This is a genomic window from Caballeronia sordidicola (genome assembly GCF_000729995.1).
In the GTDB taxonomy this organism is placed as follows: Bacteria; Pseudomonadota; Gammaproteobacteria; order Burkholderiales; family Burkholderiaceae; genus Caballeronia; species Caballeronia sordidicola_A.
The window spans coordinates 162,585-179,230 of sequence record NZ_JNFG01000201.1 but is presented as its reverse complement, the minus strand read 5'-3'; the positions used below and the strand labels follow the sequence as shown (position 1 = coordinate 179,230).

General features: G+C 61.3%; 11 protein-coding genes. 6 read left to right on the top strand and 5 right to left on the bottom strand.

The window, feature by feature from the left end; translation table 11 throughout:
- Positions 1 to 41 precede the first annotated feature (41 nt).
- On the bottom strand, positions 42 to 245 hold the full coding sequence (locus tag FH08_RS0139535) for a cold-shock protein (protein ID WP_031363642.1): 204 nt from the start codon (positions 243 to 245) through the stop codon (positions 42 to 44).
- Positions 246 to 521: 276 nt separating this feature from the next.
- On the opposite strand from FH08_RS0139535, the gene FH08_RS0139530 reads away from it, so the two are divergent.
- The 4 genes from FH08_RS0139530 (at position 522) to FH08_RS0139515 (ending at position 4,826) form a co-directional block, all read left to right on the top strand.
- Positions 522 to 1,292, top strand: a complete 771-nt coding sequence (locus FH08_RS0139530) for an SDR family oxidoreductase (protein WP_031363641.1) — start codon at positions 522 to 524, stop codon at positions 1,290 to 1,292.
- Between the two features lie 50 nt (positions 1,293 to 1,342).
- Complete coding sequence (locus FH08_RS0139525; protein ID WP_031363640.1) at positions 1,343 to 2,665, top strand: MFS transporter; 1,323 nt, start codon at positions 1,343 to 1,345, stop codon at positions 2,663 to 2,665.
- 52 nt (positions 2,666 to 2,717) lie between these two features.
- The gene (locus FH08_RS0139520; protein ID WP_035568504.1) at positions 2,718 to 3,548 is read left to right on the top strand and encodes an IclR family transcriptional regulator; all 831 of its coding nucleotides are present in this window, start codon (positions 2,718 to 2,720) and stop codon (positions 3,546 to 3,548) included.
- A gap of 312 nt (positions 3,549 to 3,860) precedes the next feature.
- A complete protein-coding gene (locus FH08_RS0139515; RefSeq protein ID WP_051888892.1) occupies positions 3,861 to 4,826 on the top strand; it encodes a glycosyltransferase family 2 protein in 966 nt (321 codons plus the stop codon).
- 224 nt (positions 4,827 to 5,050) lie between these two features.
- Here the strand turns inward: FH08_RS0139515 and FH08_RS0139510 are convergent, their stop codons facing one another.
- A complete protein-coding gene (locus FH08_RS0139510) occupies positions 5,051 to 6,262 on the bottom strand; it encodes an acyl-CoA dehydrogenase family protein (RefSeq protein ID WP_031363637.1) in 1,212 nt (403 codons plus the stop codon).
- Positions 6,263 to 6,761: 499 nt separating this feature from the next.
- On the opposite strand from FH08_RS0139510, the gene FH08_RS0139505 reads away from it, so the two are divergent.
- Both FH08_RS0139505 and FH08_RS0139500 read left to right on the top strand, forming a co-directional pair.
- Positions 6,762 to 8,012, top strand: coding sequence for a metal-dependent hydrolase family protein (locus FH08_RS0139505; RefSeq protein WP_031363636.1), 1,251 nt, complete (start codon positions 6,762 to 6,764; stop codon positions 8,010 to 8,012).
- Between the two features lie 59 nt (positions 8,013 to 8,071).
- Entirely contained in the window at positions 8,072 to 9,451 is a 1,380-nt protein-coding gene (locus FH08_RS0139500) for an MFS transporter (protein ID WP_031363635.1), read from the top strand.
- A 26-nt stretch (positions 9,452 to 9,477) separates the two neighbouring features.
- On the opposite strand, the gene FH08_RS0139495 is transcribed toward FH08_RS0139500, so the two are convergent.
- From FH08_RS0139495 to nirB, 3 genes are read right to left on the bottom strand one after another with little or no spacing between them, the layout of a single operon-like run.
- Positions 9,478 to 13,683 (bottom strand): bifunctional nitrate reductase/sulfite reductase flavoprotein subunit alpha, encoded by a 4,206-nt coding sequence (locus FH08_RS0139495; RefSeq protein ID WP_031363634.1) that lies wholly within the window; start codon positions 13,681 to 13,683, stop codon positions 9,478 to 9,480.
- A 28-nt stretch (positions 13,684 to 13,711) separates the two neighbouring features.
- Positions 13,712 to 14,059 carry a nitrite reductase small subunit NirD gene (gene nirD / locus FH08_RS0139490; protein WP_031363633.1) on the bottom strand — a complete coding sequence of 116 codons (348 nt, stop codon included), beginning with the start codon at positions 14,057 to 14,059 and terminating at the stop codon, positions 13,712 to 13,714.
- Positions 14,060 to 14,099: 40 nt separating this feature from the next.
- Positions 14,100 to 16,640: a nitrite reductase large subunit NirB gene (nirB, locus tag FH08_RS0139485; RefSeq protein ID WP_031363632.1), complete on the bottom strand. Its 2,541-nt coding sequence runs from the start codon at positions 16,638 to 16,640 to the stop codon at positions 14,100 to 14,102.
- Positions 16,641 to 16,646 lie beyond the last annotated feature (6 nt).

Below are 16,646 nucleotides of genomic sequence, written 5' to 3'. Positions count from 1 at the left end.
GTCCATCTGGCCGGCGGACTCAAACGGGGCCCTGAGGAAGCTCAGGCAGGCTGGATGTTCGACGCCTGCTTGCCCTTGGGGCCCTGGCCAATATCGAAACTCACTTTCTGGTTCTCGAGCAATGACTTGAAACCTTCAGTCTTGATCTCCGAGAAATGGGCGAACAGCTCTTCGCTGCCGTCGTCCGGCGTGATGAATCCAAAACCCTTTGCATCGCTGAACCACTTTACTCGTCCGGTCGGCATGGCCGTCTCCTGGCTGGAAAAAGGGGAACGGTATCACGCGCGGTGGTTTTCGTCGGCGCCACTCTTTGCTTGCATCGGCTGAACTTCAAATCCGTCGGCCCTCTCCGGCGAAAAATCCTTCCTGAAACGCCTCCCGCCGCCCCTCTCAGCGCATCTCCGCGTTTACCTTCACTTATAAAAATTCTTTTCATATGTGAAAATTAGACACGAAACCCATGCGGAGAACCCTTTCGGGGAGCCGCATCGACGGGACCAACCACCGAAAAAGGAGCATCAATGGTCAAGCGTGTCGAAGGCAAAAACATTGTGGTGACGGCTGCCGGCAAAGGCATTGGACGGGCTTCCGCGCTCATGCTCGCCGCCGAAGGCGCCCACGTCTGGGCAACCGATATCGACGAAAGCGCCCTCGCCGAACTCGCCCGCGACGCAGGCGCTGGCTCCACATTGCGCACCGCGCGCCTGAACGTGCTGGATTCCGCCGATGTCGACGCGTTCGCAGCCACTACGGGCCCGCTCGACGCACTGTTCAACTGCGCCGGCTATGTCCACGACGGCAACATCCTCAAGTGCACGGATAAAGACTGGGACTTCAGCTTCGACCTGAACGTCAAAGCCATGTACCGGACCATTCGCGCGTTCCTCCCCGCCATGATCGACGCAGGCAAGGGGGCATCGATCATCAACATGGCCTCCGCGGCGTCGAGCGTGAAAGGCGTGCCGAACCGCTTCGTTTATGGCGCATCCAAAGCGGCCGTGATCGGTTTGACGAAGTCAGTTGCCGCCGATTTCGTCGGCCAGGCCATTCGTTGCAATGCAATTTGCCCCGGCACGATCGAGTCACCGTCGCTGCGTGGACGGATCGCGAGTCAGGCTGCGGCGTCTCATCTGGACGAGGCGCAGGTTCGTGCCGCGTTCGTCGCGCGTCAGCCTATTGGACGGGTTGGGCGCGCCGAAGAAGTCGCAGCGCTGGTGACCTACCTCGCCTCCGATGAATCAGGGTTCACCACCGGCGCGATTCACATGATCGACGGCGGCTGGTCGAATTAACCGCAATTGATTCGTATGGCTTATTAATATAAAAAACCAGAGGAGACCCCATGTCAGGATCGATTCCATTAGCGACGAGCCCGGAAGCTGCCGCTATGCTTGAAGAGAACGCGTATCGAAAGGCCGTATGGCGGATCGTGCCGTTGCTGATCGTCTGCTTCATCTTCGCCTACTTCGATCGCGTCAATATCAGCTTCGCCAAGCTGCAGATGCAGGGCGACCTGGGCCTCTCGAACGCTGCGTATGGTTTTGGCGCCAGCATCTTCTTCGTGGGCTATTTCATCTTCGAGATTCCCAGCAACCTGATCCTGAGCCGTGTAGGCGCGCGCGTCTGGATCGCGCGCATCATGATCTCGTGGGGCATCGCCTCGGCCGCGATGATGTTCGTGACATCGGAAAAGTGGTTCTACGTGCTGCGCTTCTTGATTGGCGCAACCGAAGCAGGGTTTCTGCCGGGCATCATCCTGTACTTCACGTACTGGTTCCCCGCCAAGCGGCGAGCGCGTATCAATGCGCTGTTCATGACGTCGATCTCCATCTCGGGTGTGATCGGCGGCCCTTTGTCGGGCTTCATCATGACGCGCTTCGCAGGTGTGGGCGGATTGGCGGGCTGGCAGTGGCTGTTCCTGCTCGAAGGGTTGCCGACCGCCCTGCTCGGCTTGCTGGTGCTCGCGATTCTCGATGACCGCATTGCCAGCGCGAAGTGGCTCAGCACCGAAGAGAAGGCTGTCTTGCAGGCCAACCTGGATCGCGAGGACCACGGCACGTCGCATAAATTCATCGATGCGATGCGCCAGCCCGGCACGCTGCTGCTCTCGCTGATCTATCTGTTCATGCTGATGGGGCTCTATGGCCTGACGTTCTGGATGCCGCAACTGATCAAGAACACCGGCATCACCAGTCCGATGACCATCGGTCTGCTGACCGCGATTCCGTATGCGGCAGCGGGCATCGGCATGGTGGCGCTTGGCAGGAGTTCGGACCGGCACGGCGAGCGCCGCTGGCATCTTGGGCTGGCGGTCGGCGTGGGCGGGATCGGTTATATCCTGAGCGCGTATTTCGCCCATGACACCACGCTTGCCATGATCTCGCTCGTAATTGCCGCCGTGGGGGCGATCGGCTGCCTGCCGGTGTTCTGGACCTTGCCGCCTGCGTTCCTGGGCGGCACGGCAGCCGCCGGCGGCATTGCGCTGATCAACTCCATCGGCAATCTGGGCGGCATCATCAGCCCGTATCTGGTCGGCAAGGTGGTGGATATTACCGGCGCACCGTCAGGCGGTCTGTACGCTATCGCGACGGTCCTGATCCTCGCGGCATTGTTAATCCTGTTCGGCTTGCCCGCCCGTATTGCCAACCGCGATCAAGCGCTTTGACGGTCTCGCGCAGCTTGATGCCGACGCGTTCTCATTCGATAACACCATTGCCATGAATACAGTCCTGAAACCTTCCCGGAACGCGTCCGGCGAGAACACCGACAGCCCGCGCTACGCCGCGCCTGCCCTCGAAAAAGGACTCGATATTCTCGACGTGCTAGTGGACACCGCCGAGGGTTACACGCTCAACGAACTGTCTGTAAAACTCGGCCGCACCGTGAGCGAAATCTTTCGCATGGTCGTGACGCTCGAGCGCCGCGGGTATGTGCAAGGCGATCATAACGACCGCTATACGCTAACGCTCAAGCTGTTCGAGATGGCGCACCGGCAACAGCCGATTCGATCGCTGACCGCCATGGCGCTGCCGCTGTTACGCGATCTGGCGAACGTGACGCGGCAGTCGTGTCATTTGTCGATCTATCACAGCGGCCGCGTAGCGGTCATCGCGCAAGTCGATAGTCCCGAGCGATGGTCCTTCGGGCTGAAAGTCGGCGCGGTGATGGGGCTGACCGACACCTCGTCGGGCCACGTGCTGCTCGCTTTCCGCGATCTGGCCGAGCGGGAGCGCATGCTTGCCGCGCATACGCGCGTGGAAGGCGAGAACGACGTGGAACCAGCGGCCTTGCTGGCGTTGCTCGACGAGATTCGTGCGGCCGGACATGAGATCGTGCCCAGCCGGCAAATGCGCGGCGTGACCAACGTGGCATTCCCGGTGATTGGGAGCAGCGGCGACGCCGTGGCGGCGGTCAATGTGCCGTATCTCGAACGCATTGATAAAAAAATCAATCCCGAGTTCGACGAGGTCTGCAGGATGGTCGGCGAGATGACCGCGCGCTTGTCCGCGCTCATGGGGTTCAGCGGTTACAACCTGGAAGGCGAATAAGCCCTGTTTGCTTTGGTACGGGCGCTCGAATGCCATCATTCGAGCGCCCGTTTGCGCATTTAGAAGAAATTCACGTGATCATTATTGTCTGATGAATCGTCGCGAAAATTAAGCGTCCGCAGAGTAAAAAATAAAAAATAAATCGGCGTCGGTTTTAGCGCGATTTAATCGCGTTGACGAAATAAATGCGCAACCGTATAAAACCAGCAACGCCCATTCTTACGCAGTCTTTCAATAGTCCGACGCCGCCATTCCTGGTTTAGCCCGAATGCGCCCGGTCGGTCCAACCATTCAGCCCACGGTGAAGACATCATGCGACAGACCAAAATCTCGATTTGCCTGCCAACGTGCAACCGGCCCGAACTGCTGATCGAATCGCTTACCTCGTGTCTTGCGCAAACCCATGCGAACATCGAAATAGTCATTGGTGACGATTCCAGCGATACCCGCACGCGTAACCTGATGGATACAACGTATTTGCACGAAACGCGCATCTCCTACGTCAAGAATGAACCGCCGCTCGGGCAGGCGGATAATATTGCCAGCCTTTTCGACCGTGCCACCGGCGATAAAATCATCCTGATTCACGATGACGACGCGCTCAAACCCGACTGTATAGAACGCCTGCTGTCCGTCTGGAACCTCCACCCGGACCTGGAAATCGCATTCGGCGACCAATATCAGATGGACGATACCGGCCGGGTCGATATGGAAGCGAGCCGTCAGCTCAATACGGATTATCACCGCACGGACGCCGTGGTCGGCCTGCAAGACAATCCCGGACGCGTCGGCCTGATTCAGATGATGCCGAACAATGGCTGGCTCGCGAATGCGGCTCTGGTCAAGAAAATCAGCTATAGGAAGCAATACGGCATCGGTTGTGAATTCGTGTTCGGCGCGCAGATTTGCATTGCCGCGCGCAAGGTGTATTACCTCAAGGAATACGTGTCGTTTTATCGGAAGACCGACGTTTCGATGTCCAAGACCACGGCGCGCTCGACCACCGCCGCGGCCGTGTTGGCCTACGACTTTCTTAAGTCACTAAAGCTTGACAGCAGCCTTGAGTCGGCGCGTGAACTGGCGCTCAAGCGAATCGTGCCAATAGTCGTGTCGGTATATGCACGTAACCATCAACCCATGCAGGGCCTGAGCATAGCGCTCGCGCATTTGTACGCGTACAACTATGGGCTCAGCAAACGGCTCTACTTCCACCTGATGCTGATCCTCAAGGGATTCGCCAGCGCGGGAAGCTATAAAAGCAGCACGCAAAACGGCTGAAGCGAGACGGCTTCCGCCAGGATTCAAGCCCGGGTTCACCGCGATCCCGGGTGGACGCATGACGCGTCCGGGTTATTCGCTGTTACTTGGCATTGCGAACGTTCGTCTTGGGTACTGGTGGGACACGTACTCCGCGCCGTCTCGCCACGGCACCGGGAAGAGCACGCGTAGACGCGTACCCATTCCGGACGACAAGGACCCCAAGCGCATTTTTGCGGCGCCTGCTAGCCGCCTTGAGCGCTATTGAGCCCTGAAAGCGTGTCGCGTTTGATCTTCTTGGCGATCGACCACTTGTGTACTTCCGTGGGGCCGTCGTAGATACGAAACGCGCGAATCTCACGGAACACTTGCTCGACCACCGTATCGCGCGATACGCCGGTGCCGCCCATGACCTGCACACAGCGGTCGGCCACGCGGAACAGCGCGTCGGCTACGGCAACCTTTGCCATCGAACTTTCGGATGTGCCTAGCGAGCCGCCATCGAGTACGGCCGCACACCAGTCGATCATCAGTTCCGCCTGCTGCAAATCGATCACGTTCTCCGCGAGCATGAAGCCCACGCCTTCGTGATCGATCAGCAACTTCCCGAATGCGCGGCGCGTGCAGGCGTAGTGTGTCGCGATCTCATGCGCGCGCGTGGTCGCGCCATGCCAGCGCATGCAATGTGATAGCCGCGCGGGCGACAGCCTGATCTGCGCATATTTGAATCCCTCGTGCGCTTCGCCCAGCACCTGGTTGTCCGGCACTCGCAAACCATTGATACGCACCACCGCGTGACCGCCAGGCATTGAACTGTCGATCGTGTCGAGGATGCGCTCGAGATGAATGGCGGGATGCGGCAAGTCGACCAGAAACATGGTCGCCTTGACTTTGTCGTCACCACCTTCGCCCGTGTTGCTGCGCGCCATCACAATGCCGACCGATGCCCCTTCAGCGCCGGTAATGAAGGCCTTTGTACCGTCGATGATCCAGTGCTCGCCATGGCGTCGGGCCGTGGTCTGGAGCATGGAAGGATCGGAGCCCGCTCCGCCGTCCGACGCGGGTTCGGTCATGAAGAATGCCGAGCGGGCATCGCCCGCTACGAGCGGCGCGAGAAACCGCGCCTTCTGCGCCGCGGTACCGATCTTGCCGATCAGGTACATGTTGCCTTCGTCCGGCGCGGCGGTATTCACGGCGACCGGGCCAAGCGGCGACAAGCCCGACTGCTTCAGGACGGTTGCGGTTTCGAGTTGCGTGAGATGGCCGCCTCCGGCCAGGATATGCGGCGTAAGAACGCCCGCCGCGCGCGCCTTGCCGCGCAGTTCGCGCACCAGTTCCTCGCTCGGGCCGTGACTGCCGCAACGCGGATCGTGTTCGTATGGGACCACCACCGTGCGCACGAACTCTTCCACACGCTTGGCGATTTCGCTCGCACGCTCTGTCTGTACAACATCCATGCTGCTCATGCAGGGTCTCCTTTTTTAGCGCCACGCAACGCGCGGGCGTCATCTTCGGGTTGATCGGTCAAACGGCGGCAACACCGCAACGTTGGCTGTCGCCGTCAAGATAGCGATGGGCCGGATCGGCCGGTAACGTGTAGGCGGGATCTATGAAAACAATCATAGCCTTGTTCGAGCGCTGACTCGGCAAGCACCATGATGGCGTTGAATGCCGCCGAAGTTACGCAGTGGTCCGCCAATCTCGCTTCGTGAGCGGTCCCTGACATCGATCCCGCGCACACGGCGATAACCTGTCGAAGCCATAAAACAGCGGGAACCAACGCACATAGTGCATGCGCAGCCAAACCAGTCTTGCGGTGCTTTCCCTTATGCAATTAATGACACGCTGGCGCGCTCGCCCAAGCGCGGCGTATAGTTTGCTGCTCGTGCGGTCCAAGCCAAGCGCGTCCACTCGCGCAGTCCGCGCCCCGGATTCAACCTTCCAAGGAGAGTCGCGATGACGTCGGTGTTGTTTCGCAACGGCGCGCTGCTGGACCCGTTGCAGCCAGAATTAATCCCCGGCCACGAGGTCTTGGTCGAAGACGGTCAAATCAAGGAAGTCTCCGACCGCCCGATCAAAACCGCCAGTGCCCGTGTGATCGATTTGAAAGGCAAGACGTTGATGCCCGGCCTGATCGATCTCCACGTGCATGTGATTGCGGTCGAATTCAATCTCCCGCGCGTGATCACCCTGCCCAACGTGCTCGTCACGCTGCGCGCCGTGCCGTTGATGCGCGCGATGCTGCGGCGAGGGTTCACCACCATCCGCGACGCAGGCGGCGCAGGCTATCCCTTCAAGCAGGCAGTGGAAGCAGGACTGGCCGAAGGCCCACGCATGTTCGTCTCCGGACGCGCGCTGAGCCAGACCGGCGGTCATGGCGACATGCGCACGCGCACCGACTACATGCCACCGGATGCGCCCTGCGGATGCTGCGTGCGCGTTGGTGCTCTCACACGGGTAGCGGACGGCGTGGACGAAGTGCGACGCGCCGTCCGCGAAGAACTCCAGATGGGCGCGGACCAGATCAAGATCATGGCATCCGGTGGTGTTGCCTCGCCGACGGACCCCGTCGGTGCATGGGGATACTCCGAGGACGAGATCCGCGCGATCGTTGCCGAGGCGCGCGGCCGCCAGACCTACGTGCTGGCGCACGCCTACACGCCCGATGCCATCGCGCGTGCGGTGCGCTGCGGCGTGCGCACGATCGAGCACGGTAATCTCATCGACGACGCCACCGCCCGACTGGTTGCGGAACACGACGCTTTCGTGGTTCCCACGCTCGTGACCTACGAAGCACTTGCCAGCGAGGGCGCCAAATACGGCCTGCCTGAAGCGAGCCTTGCAAAGGTGGCCGACGTACACGAAGCGGGCCTAAGGTCCCTGGAGATCATGAAACGCGCGGGTGTGCGCATGGGCTTCGGCACGGATCTGCTGGGTGAAGCGCAGCGATTGCAAAGCGATGAATTCCGGCTGCGCACCGAGGTTTTATCGCCCGCTGAAGCCATAGCAAGCGCAACGGTGATAGGCGCCGACGTGCTCGGCATGACCGGCAAACTCGGGCGCCTCGTGCCGGGCGCGTTCGCCGATGTGCTGGTTGTGGATGGCAATCCGCTGCGATCCATCGACTGCCTGCTCGGTCAGGGCGAACACATTCCCTTCGTGATGAAAGGCGGCCACATCCATTTCGACGAACTCGAACACGCGTAACTCGAGCACATCTGCCCCAAGCCGAATCCGCTCATTCCTGACAGTGAGGCGCATGACCCATGTCGACGATTTCCGCCCGTATCGAACGCATGCCGTTTTCATCCTTTCATCGACGGCTGCTGTTGATGGGCGGTCTCGGCTACACCTTCGACGCGATGGACGCCGCCGTGCTCGCGTTCCTGCTGCCGGTGCTGCGCACGCAGTGGTCGCTGACCAGCGTGCAGACGGGCGTGCTCGGTAGCGGCACGTTCATCGGCTATTTCCTCGGGGCGATGCTCGCAGGCATTCTCGGCGATCTGATCGGCCGGCGGCGCGTGATGATGGTCGCGCTCGTGATTTACTGCGTTGCATCGCTTGCCAGCGCGACTGCCCACGACTGGCCGTTCTTTCTCGCGACGCGCATTGTTGCCGGTCTCGGTACGGGCGCCGAAAGCGCGATCGTTGCACCGTTTTTATCGGAGTTCGTTGCGCGGCGGTATCGCGGTGCATTCACCGGCAGCCTCGCCGGCTTCTTCTCGTTCGGCTTCGTGGCGGCCGCGCTGCTCGGTTACTTTGTGATCCCGCTGGCACCGAACGCGTGGCGTGTGGTGATGGTGATCACCGCCCTGCCGATCGTGATGTTGCTATGGTGGCGGCGCGCGTTGCCCGAATCGCCGCGCTGGCTGGTCGCGCGCGGGCGGCACGCGGAAGCCGAGGCAATCGTCGCGAAAGCGGAAGCCGAGTTGATGGCAGCGGGCGTGAAACTGGAACCCCTGCCGGCAACTGACGCGGCGGCCGCAGCGGAGGTTCCCATCGCGGCTGAACGTGCTTCGGTGCTCGCGAACGTGAAGGCGCTCTGGTCGCGCAAGCTCGCGCGCATCACCACCATGACATGGCTCATGTGGCTTTCGATCACCTTCAGCTACTACGCATTCTTCACGTGGATTCCAAGCTTGCTCGTGCAAAGCGGCATGACGATCACGCGCAGCTTTTCTTACTCGCTCGTGATCTATATCGCTCAGATACCAGGCTATTTCTCGGGCGCGTGGCTGAACGAGAAAATCGGCAGGCAGGCGACCATTGCATCGTACATGGTGCTGGGAGGCGTCTCGGCACTCGGCCTTGCGCTCACGCGCAGCGACGCGGGCATCATGGCGTCCGGCGTGCTGCTGTCGTTCTTCATGAACGGCACGTATGCGGGTGTCTATGCCTACACACCCGAGGTTTTCCCAACCGATGTCCGTGCAACCGGCACGGGTCTGGCTTCATCGATCGGTCGGCTGGGCGCGATCGCTGCGCCTATCCTGGTTGGGTACGTCTACCCGTTGCTGGGCTTTCCCGGCGTGTTTGGTGCAACCACGTTCGTGCTGCTGATCGGTGCGGCGGCGGTGGTGCTGCTGGGCGTGCCAACGCGTGGACGGTCGCTCGAAGACATCGCGGCGCAGCAGTTGCGCGATTAGCCAGATTGCTGAACTCACGCGGGACGTCAATACACGTCCCGTACATAACGCTTGTCCCTGACCATGCCGCTGACGTATTCCCTGGCCTTGTCGTCGCTCATGCCGGCGTGGTGAGCCACGACAGACTTGAGCGCTGCGTCGACGTCCTTGGCCATGCGGCCCGCGTCGCCGCAGACATAGAAATGCGCACCCGCATCGAGCCACGACCAGAGCTCCGCGCCATGCTCACGCATGCGATCCTGCACATAGATCTTGTCGGCCTGATCCCGCGAGAAAGCGAGATCGAGCCGGTTCAGCAGGCCCTTGCGACGCATCTCATCGAGTTCATCGCCGTAGTAGTAGTCCGTGGCGGCATGCTGCTCGCCAAAGAACAACCAGTTGCGGCCGGTGTCGCCGCGCGAGAGGCGTTCATGCAGGAAGCCTCTGAACGGGGCCACGCCGGTGCCGGGACCGACCATGATCATGGGTGCATCGCCGCTATGGGGAAGACGGAAATGCGCCGATTTCTGGACGAACACCGGCACGCTGGCATCGCCGGCACGGTCTGCCAGGAAAGTTGAGCTCACGCCCTTGCGCTGACGCCGGCCGTTGTTATACCGGACCGCCGACACGGTCAGGTGGATCTCGTCAGGATGCGCCTTCGGACTCGATGCAATCGAGTAAAGACGCGGCTGCATGCGCTTGAGCATGCCGACCAGCTCCGTGGCTGAAAGCTCCACCGGGAATTCATGCAGCACGTCAGCCAGTTGCTGACCCCATAGCCACTTCTTCAAGTCCGCCTTGTTGTCCTCGTGAAGCAGCCGGCTTAACGCACCACCCGCACCATTCGCACCGTCCGCACCGTTGCGCGTGCGGGCGGCGATGAACGCCAGCGCGTCGTGATTCGGACGTGCAATTTCATAGTGCTTGCCGAGCGCTTCGGCGAGGCGCATCTCACCCGCGCCTGCCACGTTGACGGCAGCATCGGCGCTAAGGCCACTCAGGCCGATGAGTTCATCGACCAGTTCGGGGCAGTTTCTCGGCCATACCCCGAGGGCATCGCCAACCTCATACTCGAGACCCGAGTCGGCGGTATCCAGCGAAAAATAGCGTGTGTCCTTCGTCGCGCCGTGCTTGTTGAGCCGCAGATTCTTCACCAGCCGCGAGGCTGCCGGATGGGTCTTTGAAGGCGTGGTGCCGGGCAGCACCGCCGGAATCATGCCGTCGGCCGGGACTGCGTGCAGCGCCGCATCTTCTTCGTTGATACGTGCAACGATCCGCTCGAGCCACGCGTCGGCCGCGGGCTGGTACTCGGCATCGCAGTCGACCCGTTCCAGCAGACGTATCGCTCCGCGTTCGAGCAAGCGCGTATCGAGCTTGCGGCCGTGACCGCAGAACGCGTCGTAATTGCGATCGCCAAAAGCCAGCACGGCGTAGCGCACGCCATCCAGGCGCGGGGCGTTATCGGCGCTGATCGCGGTCCAGAAACTCTCGCCGTTATCGGGTGCATCACCATCGCCGAAGGTGCTCGTCATCAGCAGAACGTACTGCGCTTTCTCCAGGTCGGACACCGCATAGTCGGCCATGCACGTGGTCCGTATTTCGAACCCGGACTCCATCAACTGGGTCGCGTATCGCTCGGTCAACGACTCGATATTCCCGGTCTGGGAAGCCCACAGCAACACGACTTTTGGCCGCGCGCGCGCAATGCGCACGGAGGACTCGGCGGTCGTTGCCGCCACCGGCGAGGCCAACGTCGGCAGGGGCGTTTCCGCGCGGCTGAACAGCCCCGCGAGAACACCATCAAGCCAAAGGCGTGTAGCAGGGGCCATGGGCGCACCAGGCGGCAACGTCGGCACGCCGCCTGCTGCACGGCCTTCGGTCGAACGCAGGCCGCTCATGAAGCCGCCGAGATAGATGCGTTCGGTCTCGCTCAGTTCGGGCGCGGGCGTTTTCGGAATACCGAGCAGCGCGCCAAGGGCATCAATACGGGACATGTCCAGTTCCTGGTTCGGACGGGCGTGATCGGCAACAACGGGCTCGACGTGTTCCGGGCGGGCGGCATCGTCACACGCCTCGCGATTCACCGCGTCAGCTTTAGGCGTTACGCGGCTGAGCGCAACGGCGCAGAACTTGAATTCAGGCTGCTGCGATATCGGGTCGATGGCGTCATTCGTCACGGCGTTGACGCAGAGTTCTTCGCCGAAGACGTCGTTCCAATGCATAGGGGCAAAACAATTACCGGCGCGAACCCGATCGGTGACGACCGCGGGCAGCACGGCGCGGCCGCGGCGCGAACGAATCTCGACCGCATCCTTCGCCTTGATACCCAGCGCCGCCGCATCTTCGGGATGAATTTCCACGAACGGAGCAGGGTTCAGCTTGTTCAGCATGGGCACCTTGCCGGTCTTGGTCATGGTGTGCCACTGGTGCTGCAACCTGCCTGTATTCAGCACGATAGGCCGTTCACTGTCCGGCATTTCGGCCGGCGCCACATGGGGGCGAGCGAAGAAAACCGCCTTGCCGGATGGAGTGGGAAAGACGAGACGCGGGCGGCTGCCGTCCGGTATTTGCTTAAGCGTTTGGCTCACGCCATCGTTAATATAACGAACCGGATTACGATCGGCCGCACCATCCGGCGCGCAGGGCCATTGCAACGGCGTCTCGCGCAGGCGCTCATGGCTCGCACCGCGCAAGTCGTAGCCCGTCTTGAGGTTCGACGTCTTGGTGATCTCGGCGAAGACCTCTTCTGCCGATGCATAACTGAACGCATCGGCAAAACCCATTTCACATGCCACGCGCGCGATGATCTGCCAGTCCGGCAACGCAGCGCCCGGCGGGTCGATCGCCTTCTGCATGAGCGTCATGTTGCGCTCGGAGTTGATCATCACGCCTTCGGCTTCGGCCCACAGCGCACCGGGCAGAAGGACATCGGCGTAGCGATTGGTTTCGGTATCGAGGAACGCATCCTGTGCAATCACCAGCTCCGCGGCCTGCAACCCCGCAATCACGGTCTGCCGATTCGCCACGCTTGCAACAGGATTAGTGCAGATGATCCAGCAGGCCTTGATCTCGCCCGTCGCCATCCGCGAGAACATGTCCACGGTCCCTTGCCCGAGCGAAGTTTTGAGCGTGCCCTTCGGAACGCCCCACAGGTTTTCTATAAAAGCCCGATCCTCTTCCACCAGCACCGAGCGCTGACCAGGAAGCCCTGGTCCCATGTAACCCATCTCGCGTCCGCCCATGGCATTGGGCTGCCCCGTGAGCGAGAACGGCCCGCTGCCTGGCCGGCATATCTTGCCCGTGGCGAGATGCAGGTTGCAGATGGCGTTCGTGTTCCAGGTGCCATGCGTGCTCTGGTTGAGGCCCATGGTCCAGCAGCTCATCCACTCGGGCGCCTCGCCCATCCACTGCGCCGCGCGACGAATATCCGCTTCGGAGATCCCGGTGATCTCAGCCACCTTATCCGGCGAATAGTCTTCCAGAAAGTCGGGCATCGCGTCCCAACCTTCAGTCGATTCGGCGATGAAAGCAGCGTTGGTGTGACCGTTCTGATGCAGCAGGTACAGCAGGCCGTTCAGCAATGCCAGATCGGTCCCCGGCTTGATCTGCATGAAGAGGCTGGCTTTGTCGGCGGTCGCATTGCGGCGCGGGTCCACCACGATCAGCTTGGCGCCCGCCTTCACACGATCCATCATGCGCAGGAACAGGATCGGGTGGCAGTCGGCCATGTTCGCGCCGATCACGAAAAACAGGTTGGCCCGATCGATGTCCTCATACGAGCCCGGCGGACCGTCAGCGCCCAGCGACAGTTTGTAGCCGCTGCCGGCGCTCGCCATGCACAGCCGCGAATTGGACTCTATGTTATTGGTGCCGACAAATCCTTTCGCAAGCTTGTTGACGAGGTACTGCGCCTCGATCGACATCTGCCCCGACACATAGAACGAAAGCGCGTCCGGGCCGTGCTCGTCGAGCAGGCTGCGCAGGTGCTGAGCCGTGTCGGAAATTGCTTGCGCCATGGGTAACGGGATCGGATCCTGATCCCGCTCATGGCGAATGAAGGCGCATTCCAGGCGGCCCGATTTGCGCAAGACCACATGCGCCGACGAGCCCTTGGTGCAAAGGCGTCCAAAATTGGCCGGATGCTCCTTGTCGCCCGACACCTTGACTACTTGCCCCTTCTCGACTTGCAGGACCATGCCGCAGCCAACGCCGCAGTATGGGCACACGGTCTTGACGCTGCCGGAAATCATGCGAGATACGCAAATAGGCGTGCGGTGCTCATACGGCGACCCACACGTGGCCGTCCTCCACGCGTGCCGCAAAGGCGTTGACCGAGTTCGCCGGTATCTCGAGGCATTCGCCCGTGCGAAGGTCGTAGTGATGCTTGAAGATCGGCGACGCCACCACAATTCGTTCGCCCAGATTGCCGATCAGTCCGCGCGACAGTACGGACGCGTGTGAGCCCGGGTCGAAGTTATCGATCGCGAACACGCTGGGGTTGCCATCGTGGAGATGGAACACGGCGATTTGCTCGCCGTTGACGAGCGCACAGACGCCAGTGTTCGGCACGATGTCGTCGAGCGGGCACACAGCCACCCATGAGCTTGGGATTCGATCGTTGTTCATGATGATGTCCTTAGTGTGAGTCTTGTGAATCGCACGGAGTTCAAACCGTCTCTACAACCACGGGAATATCGATTCGCTTCAGTTGCCGTTCAGCCGGCGTCGCGGGGCGAACCTGGCCACGCTCTTCGATGAAACTCACGTTCGCATCGGCTTCATCGCTGTTGACGAAATGGCGGAAGCGCTTGCGCGTCTCCGGATCGTTGACCGCCTTTTTCCACTCGCATTCGTAGGTGTCGACCACGTGCTGCATCTCCGCTTCGAGTTCCGCGGCAAGCTGAAGCTTGTCGTGCACCACGACGTCGATCAGGTACTCGAGCCCGCCTTCCAGGTTGTCACGCCACACGCTCGTGCGCTGCAAGCGGTCCGCGGTACGGATGTAGAACATCAGGAAGCGGTCGATGTACCGGATCAGCGTGGCACGGTCGAGATCGGATGCGAGCAGCTCGGCGTGGCGCGGTTTCATGCCGCCGTTGCCGCAGACGTAGAGGTTCCAGCCCTTCTCCGTCGCAATCACACCAATGTCCTTGCCTTGTGCCTCGGCACATTCGCGCGTGCAACCGGAGACGCCGAACTTGATCTTGTGCGGCGTGCGCAAACCCTTGTAGCGGTTCTCTATGCCGATCGCGAGACCGACCGAATCGCCCACGCCATAGCGGCACCATGTCGAACCCACGCAAGACTTCACGGTGCGCACCGACTTGCCGTACGCATGCCCGGACTCGAAGCCGGCCGCGATCAGCTCCTCCCAGATCAGCGGCAACTGTTCAACCCGCGCACCGAACAAGTCGACACGTGCCCCGCCCGTGACCTTGGTGTACAGGCCATACTTTTTGGCAACCTGGCCGACGGCGATCAGGCCGTCGGGCGTGACCTCGCCACCCGGCATCCGGGGGACGACGGAATAGGTGCCGTCGCGCTGGATGTTGGCGAGGTAGTAGTCGTTTGAATCCTGAAGGCTGGCGTGCTCTTTTTTCAGCACGAACTCGTTCCAGCACGATGCAAGAATCGCGGCGGCGGCCGGCTTGCAGATATCGCATCCAAGGCCGTGGCCATGCTTCGCGAGCAATGCACCAAACGTCTCGATGCGCTCGACGCGCACCATGTGATAGAGCTCCTGACGCGAGTACGCAAAGTGCTCGCAAATGTGGTTGTTGACCGCGAGCCCTTGCTTCTTCATCTCGGCCTTCATCACCTGCGTGACCAGCGCCACGCAACCGCCGCACGAACTGCCGGCCTTGGTCGCGGACTTCAGTTCGCCAATGCTGGTTGCACCCGCGCACACCGCTGCGCAAATCTGGCCTTTCGATACGTTGTTGCACGAACAGATTTGCGCGGCTTCGGGCAGCGCCTCGACGCCGAGGCCGGGCTTTTGCTTGCCGTCGGGGGAAGGGAGAATCAGGAATTCCGGGGCCTCAGGCAACTCGATGCGGTTGAGCATCATCTGCAAAAGCGTGCCGTATTCGGTTGCGTCGCCGACCATCACGCCGCCGAGCAAATACTTGCCGCACTCGGACACCACCAGCTTCTTGTAGACCTGCTTGCGTTCGTCGCTGAACTGATACGCACGGCTGCCCGGCGTCTTGCCGTGGGCATCGCCAATACTCGCCACGTCCACGCCCATCAGCTTCAGCTTGGTGCTCATGTCGGCGCCGGTGAAACCGGCCAGCTCGCCAGCCAACTGTTTTGCAACAGTACGGGCCATGTCATAACCCGGTGCGACCAACCCGAAGACTTGTCCGTTCCAGAGTGCGCATTCGCCGATCGCGTAGATATCAGCGTCGCTCGTGCGGCAACCGTCGTCGATCACGATGCCGCCGCGCGCGCCGACTTCGAGGCCGCTGATCCGCGCAATCTCGTCACGCGGGCGGATGCCGGCGGAGAACACGATCATGTCGGTGTCGAGATGGGTTGCGTCGGCGAACTCCATGCGATGCGTACCGTCTTCGCCATCGACTATGGCTACGGTGTTCTTCTGCGTATGAACCGTCACACCGAGCTCTTCTATCTTGCTGCGTAGCACGCGTGCGCCGCTGTCGTCGACCTGCACGGCCATCAGGCGCGGCGCGAATTCGACCACGTGCGTCTGCAAGCCCATGTCGCGCAACGCCTTGGCGCATTCAAGCCCCAGCAACCCGCCGCCGACGACCGTGCCCGTCTTCGAGCGCGCGCCGCATTCCTTCATTGCTTCGAGGTCTTCAATGGTGCGGTACACGAAGCAGTCGCGACGCTCATTGCCCGCAACCGGCGGCACGAACGGATAAGAACCGGTAGCGAGCACCAGCTTGTCGTACGCCAGTACCTCGCCGGTCGACACCGTCACGGTACGCGCCGCACGATCGATCGACACGGCCTTCGCATTGAGCTCGAGCCGAACGTTCTCCCGCTCGAAGAATCCCGGCTCGACCAGCGACAGGTCCTGCGCCGATTTGCCGGAGAAGAATTCCGACAGATGCACGCGGTCGTAAGCCGGCCGCGGTTCTTCGCAGAGCACGGTGATATCGAGCCCGTGCGCTGCCTTTTCGGCGAGGCATTCGAGGAGTTTATGGCCGACCATGCCATGGCCGATGACGACAATTTTCATGATCAG

Excerpts from the sequence above, each read along its gene's own strand:
- FH08_RS0139520 (WP_035568504.1), top strand. The coding sequence starts at position 2,718 with ATGAATACAGTCCTGAAACCTTCCCGGAACGCGTCCGGCGAGAACACC.
- FH08_RS0139505 (WP_031363636.1), top strand. The coding sequence starts at position 6,762 with ATGACGTCGGTGTTGTTTCGCAACGGCGCGCTGCTGGACCCGTTGCAG.
- FH08_RS0139510 (WP_031363637.1), bottom strand. The coding sequence starts at position 6,262 with ATGGATGTTGTACAGACAGAGCGTGCGAGCGAAATCGCCAAGCGTGTG.
- FH08_RS0139495 (WP_031363634.1), bottom strand. The coding sequence starts at position 13,683 with ATGATTTCCGGCAGCGTCAAGACCGTGTGCCCATACTGCGGCGTTGGC.
- FH08_RS0139515 (WP_051888892.1), top strand. The coding sequence starts at position 3,861 with ATGCGACAGACCAAAATCTCGATTTGCCTGCCAACGTGCAACCGGCCC.
- nirB (WP_031363632.1), bottom strand. The coding sequence starts at position 16,640 with ATGAAAATTGTCGTCATCGGCCATGGCATGGTCGGCCATAAACTCCTC.
- FH08_RS0139500 (WP_031363635.1), top strand. The coding sequence starts at position 8,072 with ATGTCGACGATTTCCGCCCGTATCGAACGCATGCCGTTTTCATCCTTT.
- FH08_RS0139525 (WP_031363640.1), top strand. The coding sequence starts at position 1,343 with ATGTCAGGATCGATTCCATTAGCGACGAGCCCGGAAGCTGCCGCTATG.
- nirD (WP_031363633.1), bottom strand. The coding sequence starts at position 14,059 with ATGAACAACGATCGAATCCCAAGCTCATGGGTGGCTGTGTGCCCGCTC.
- FH08_RS0139530 (WP_031363641.1), top strand. The coding sequence starts at position 522 with ATGGTCAAGCGTGTCGAAGGCAAAAACATTGTGGTGACGGCTGCCGGC.
- FH08_RS0139535 (WP_031363642.1), bottom strand. The coding sequence starts at position 245 with ATGCCGACCGGACGAGTAAAGTGGTTCAGCGATGCAAAGGGTTTTGGA.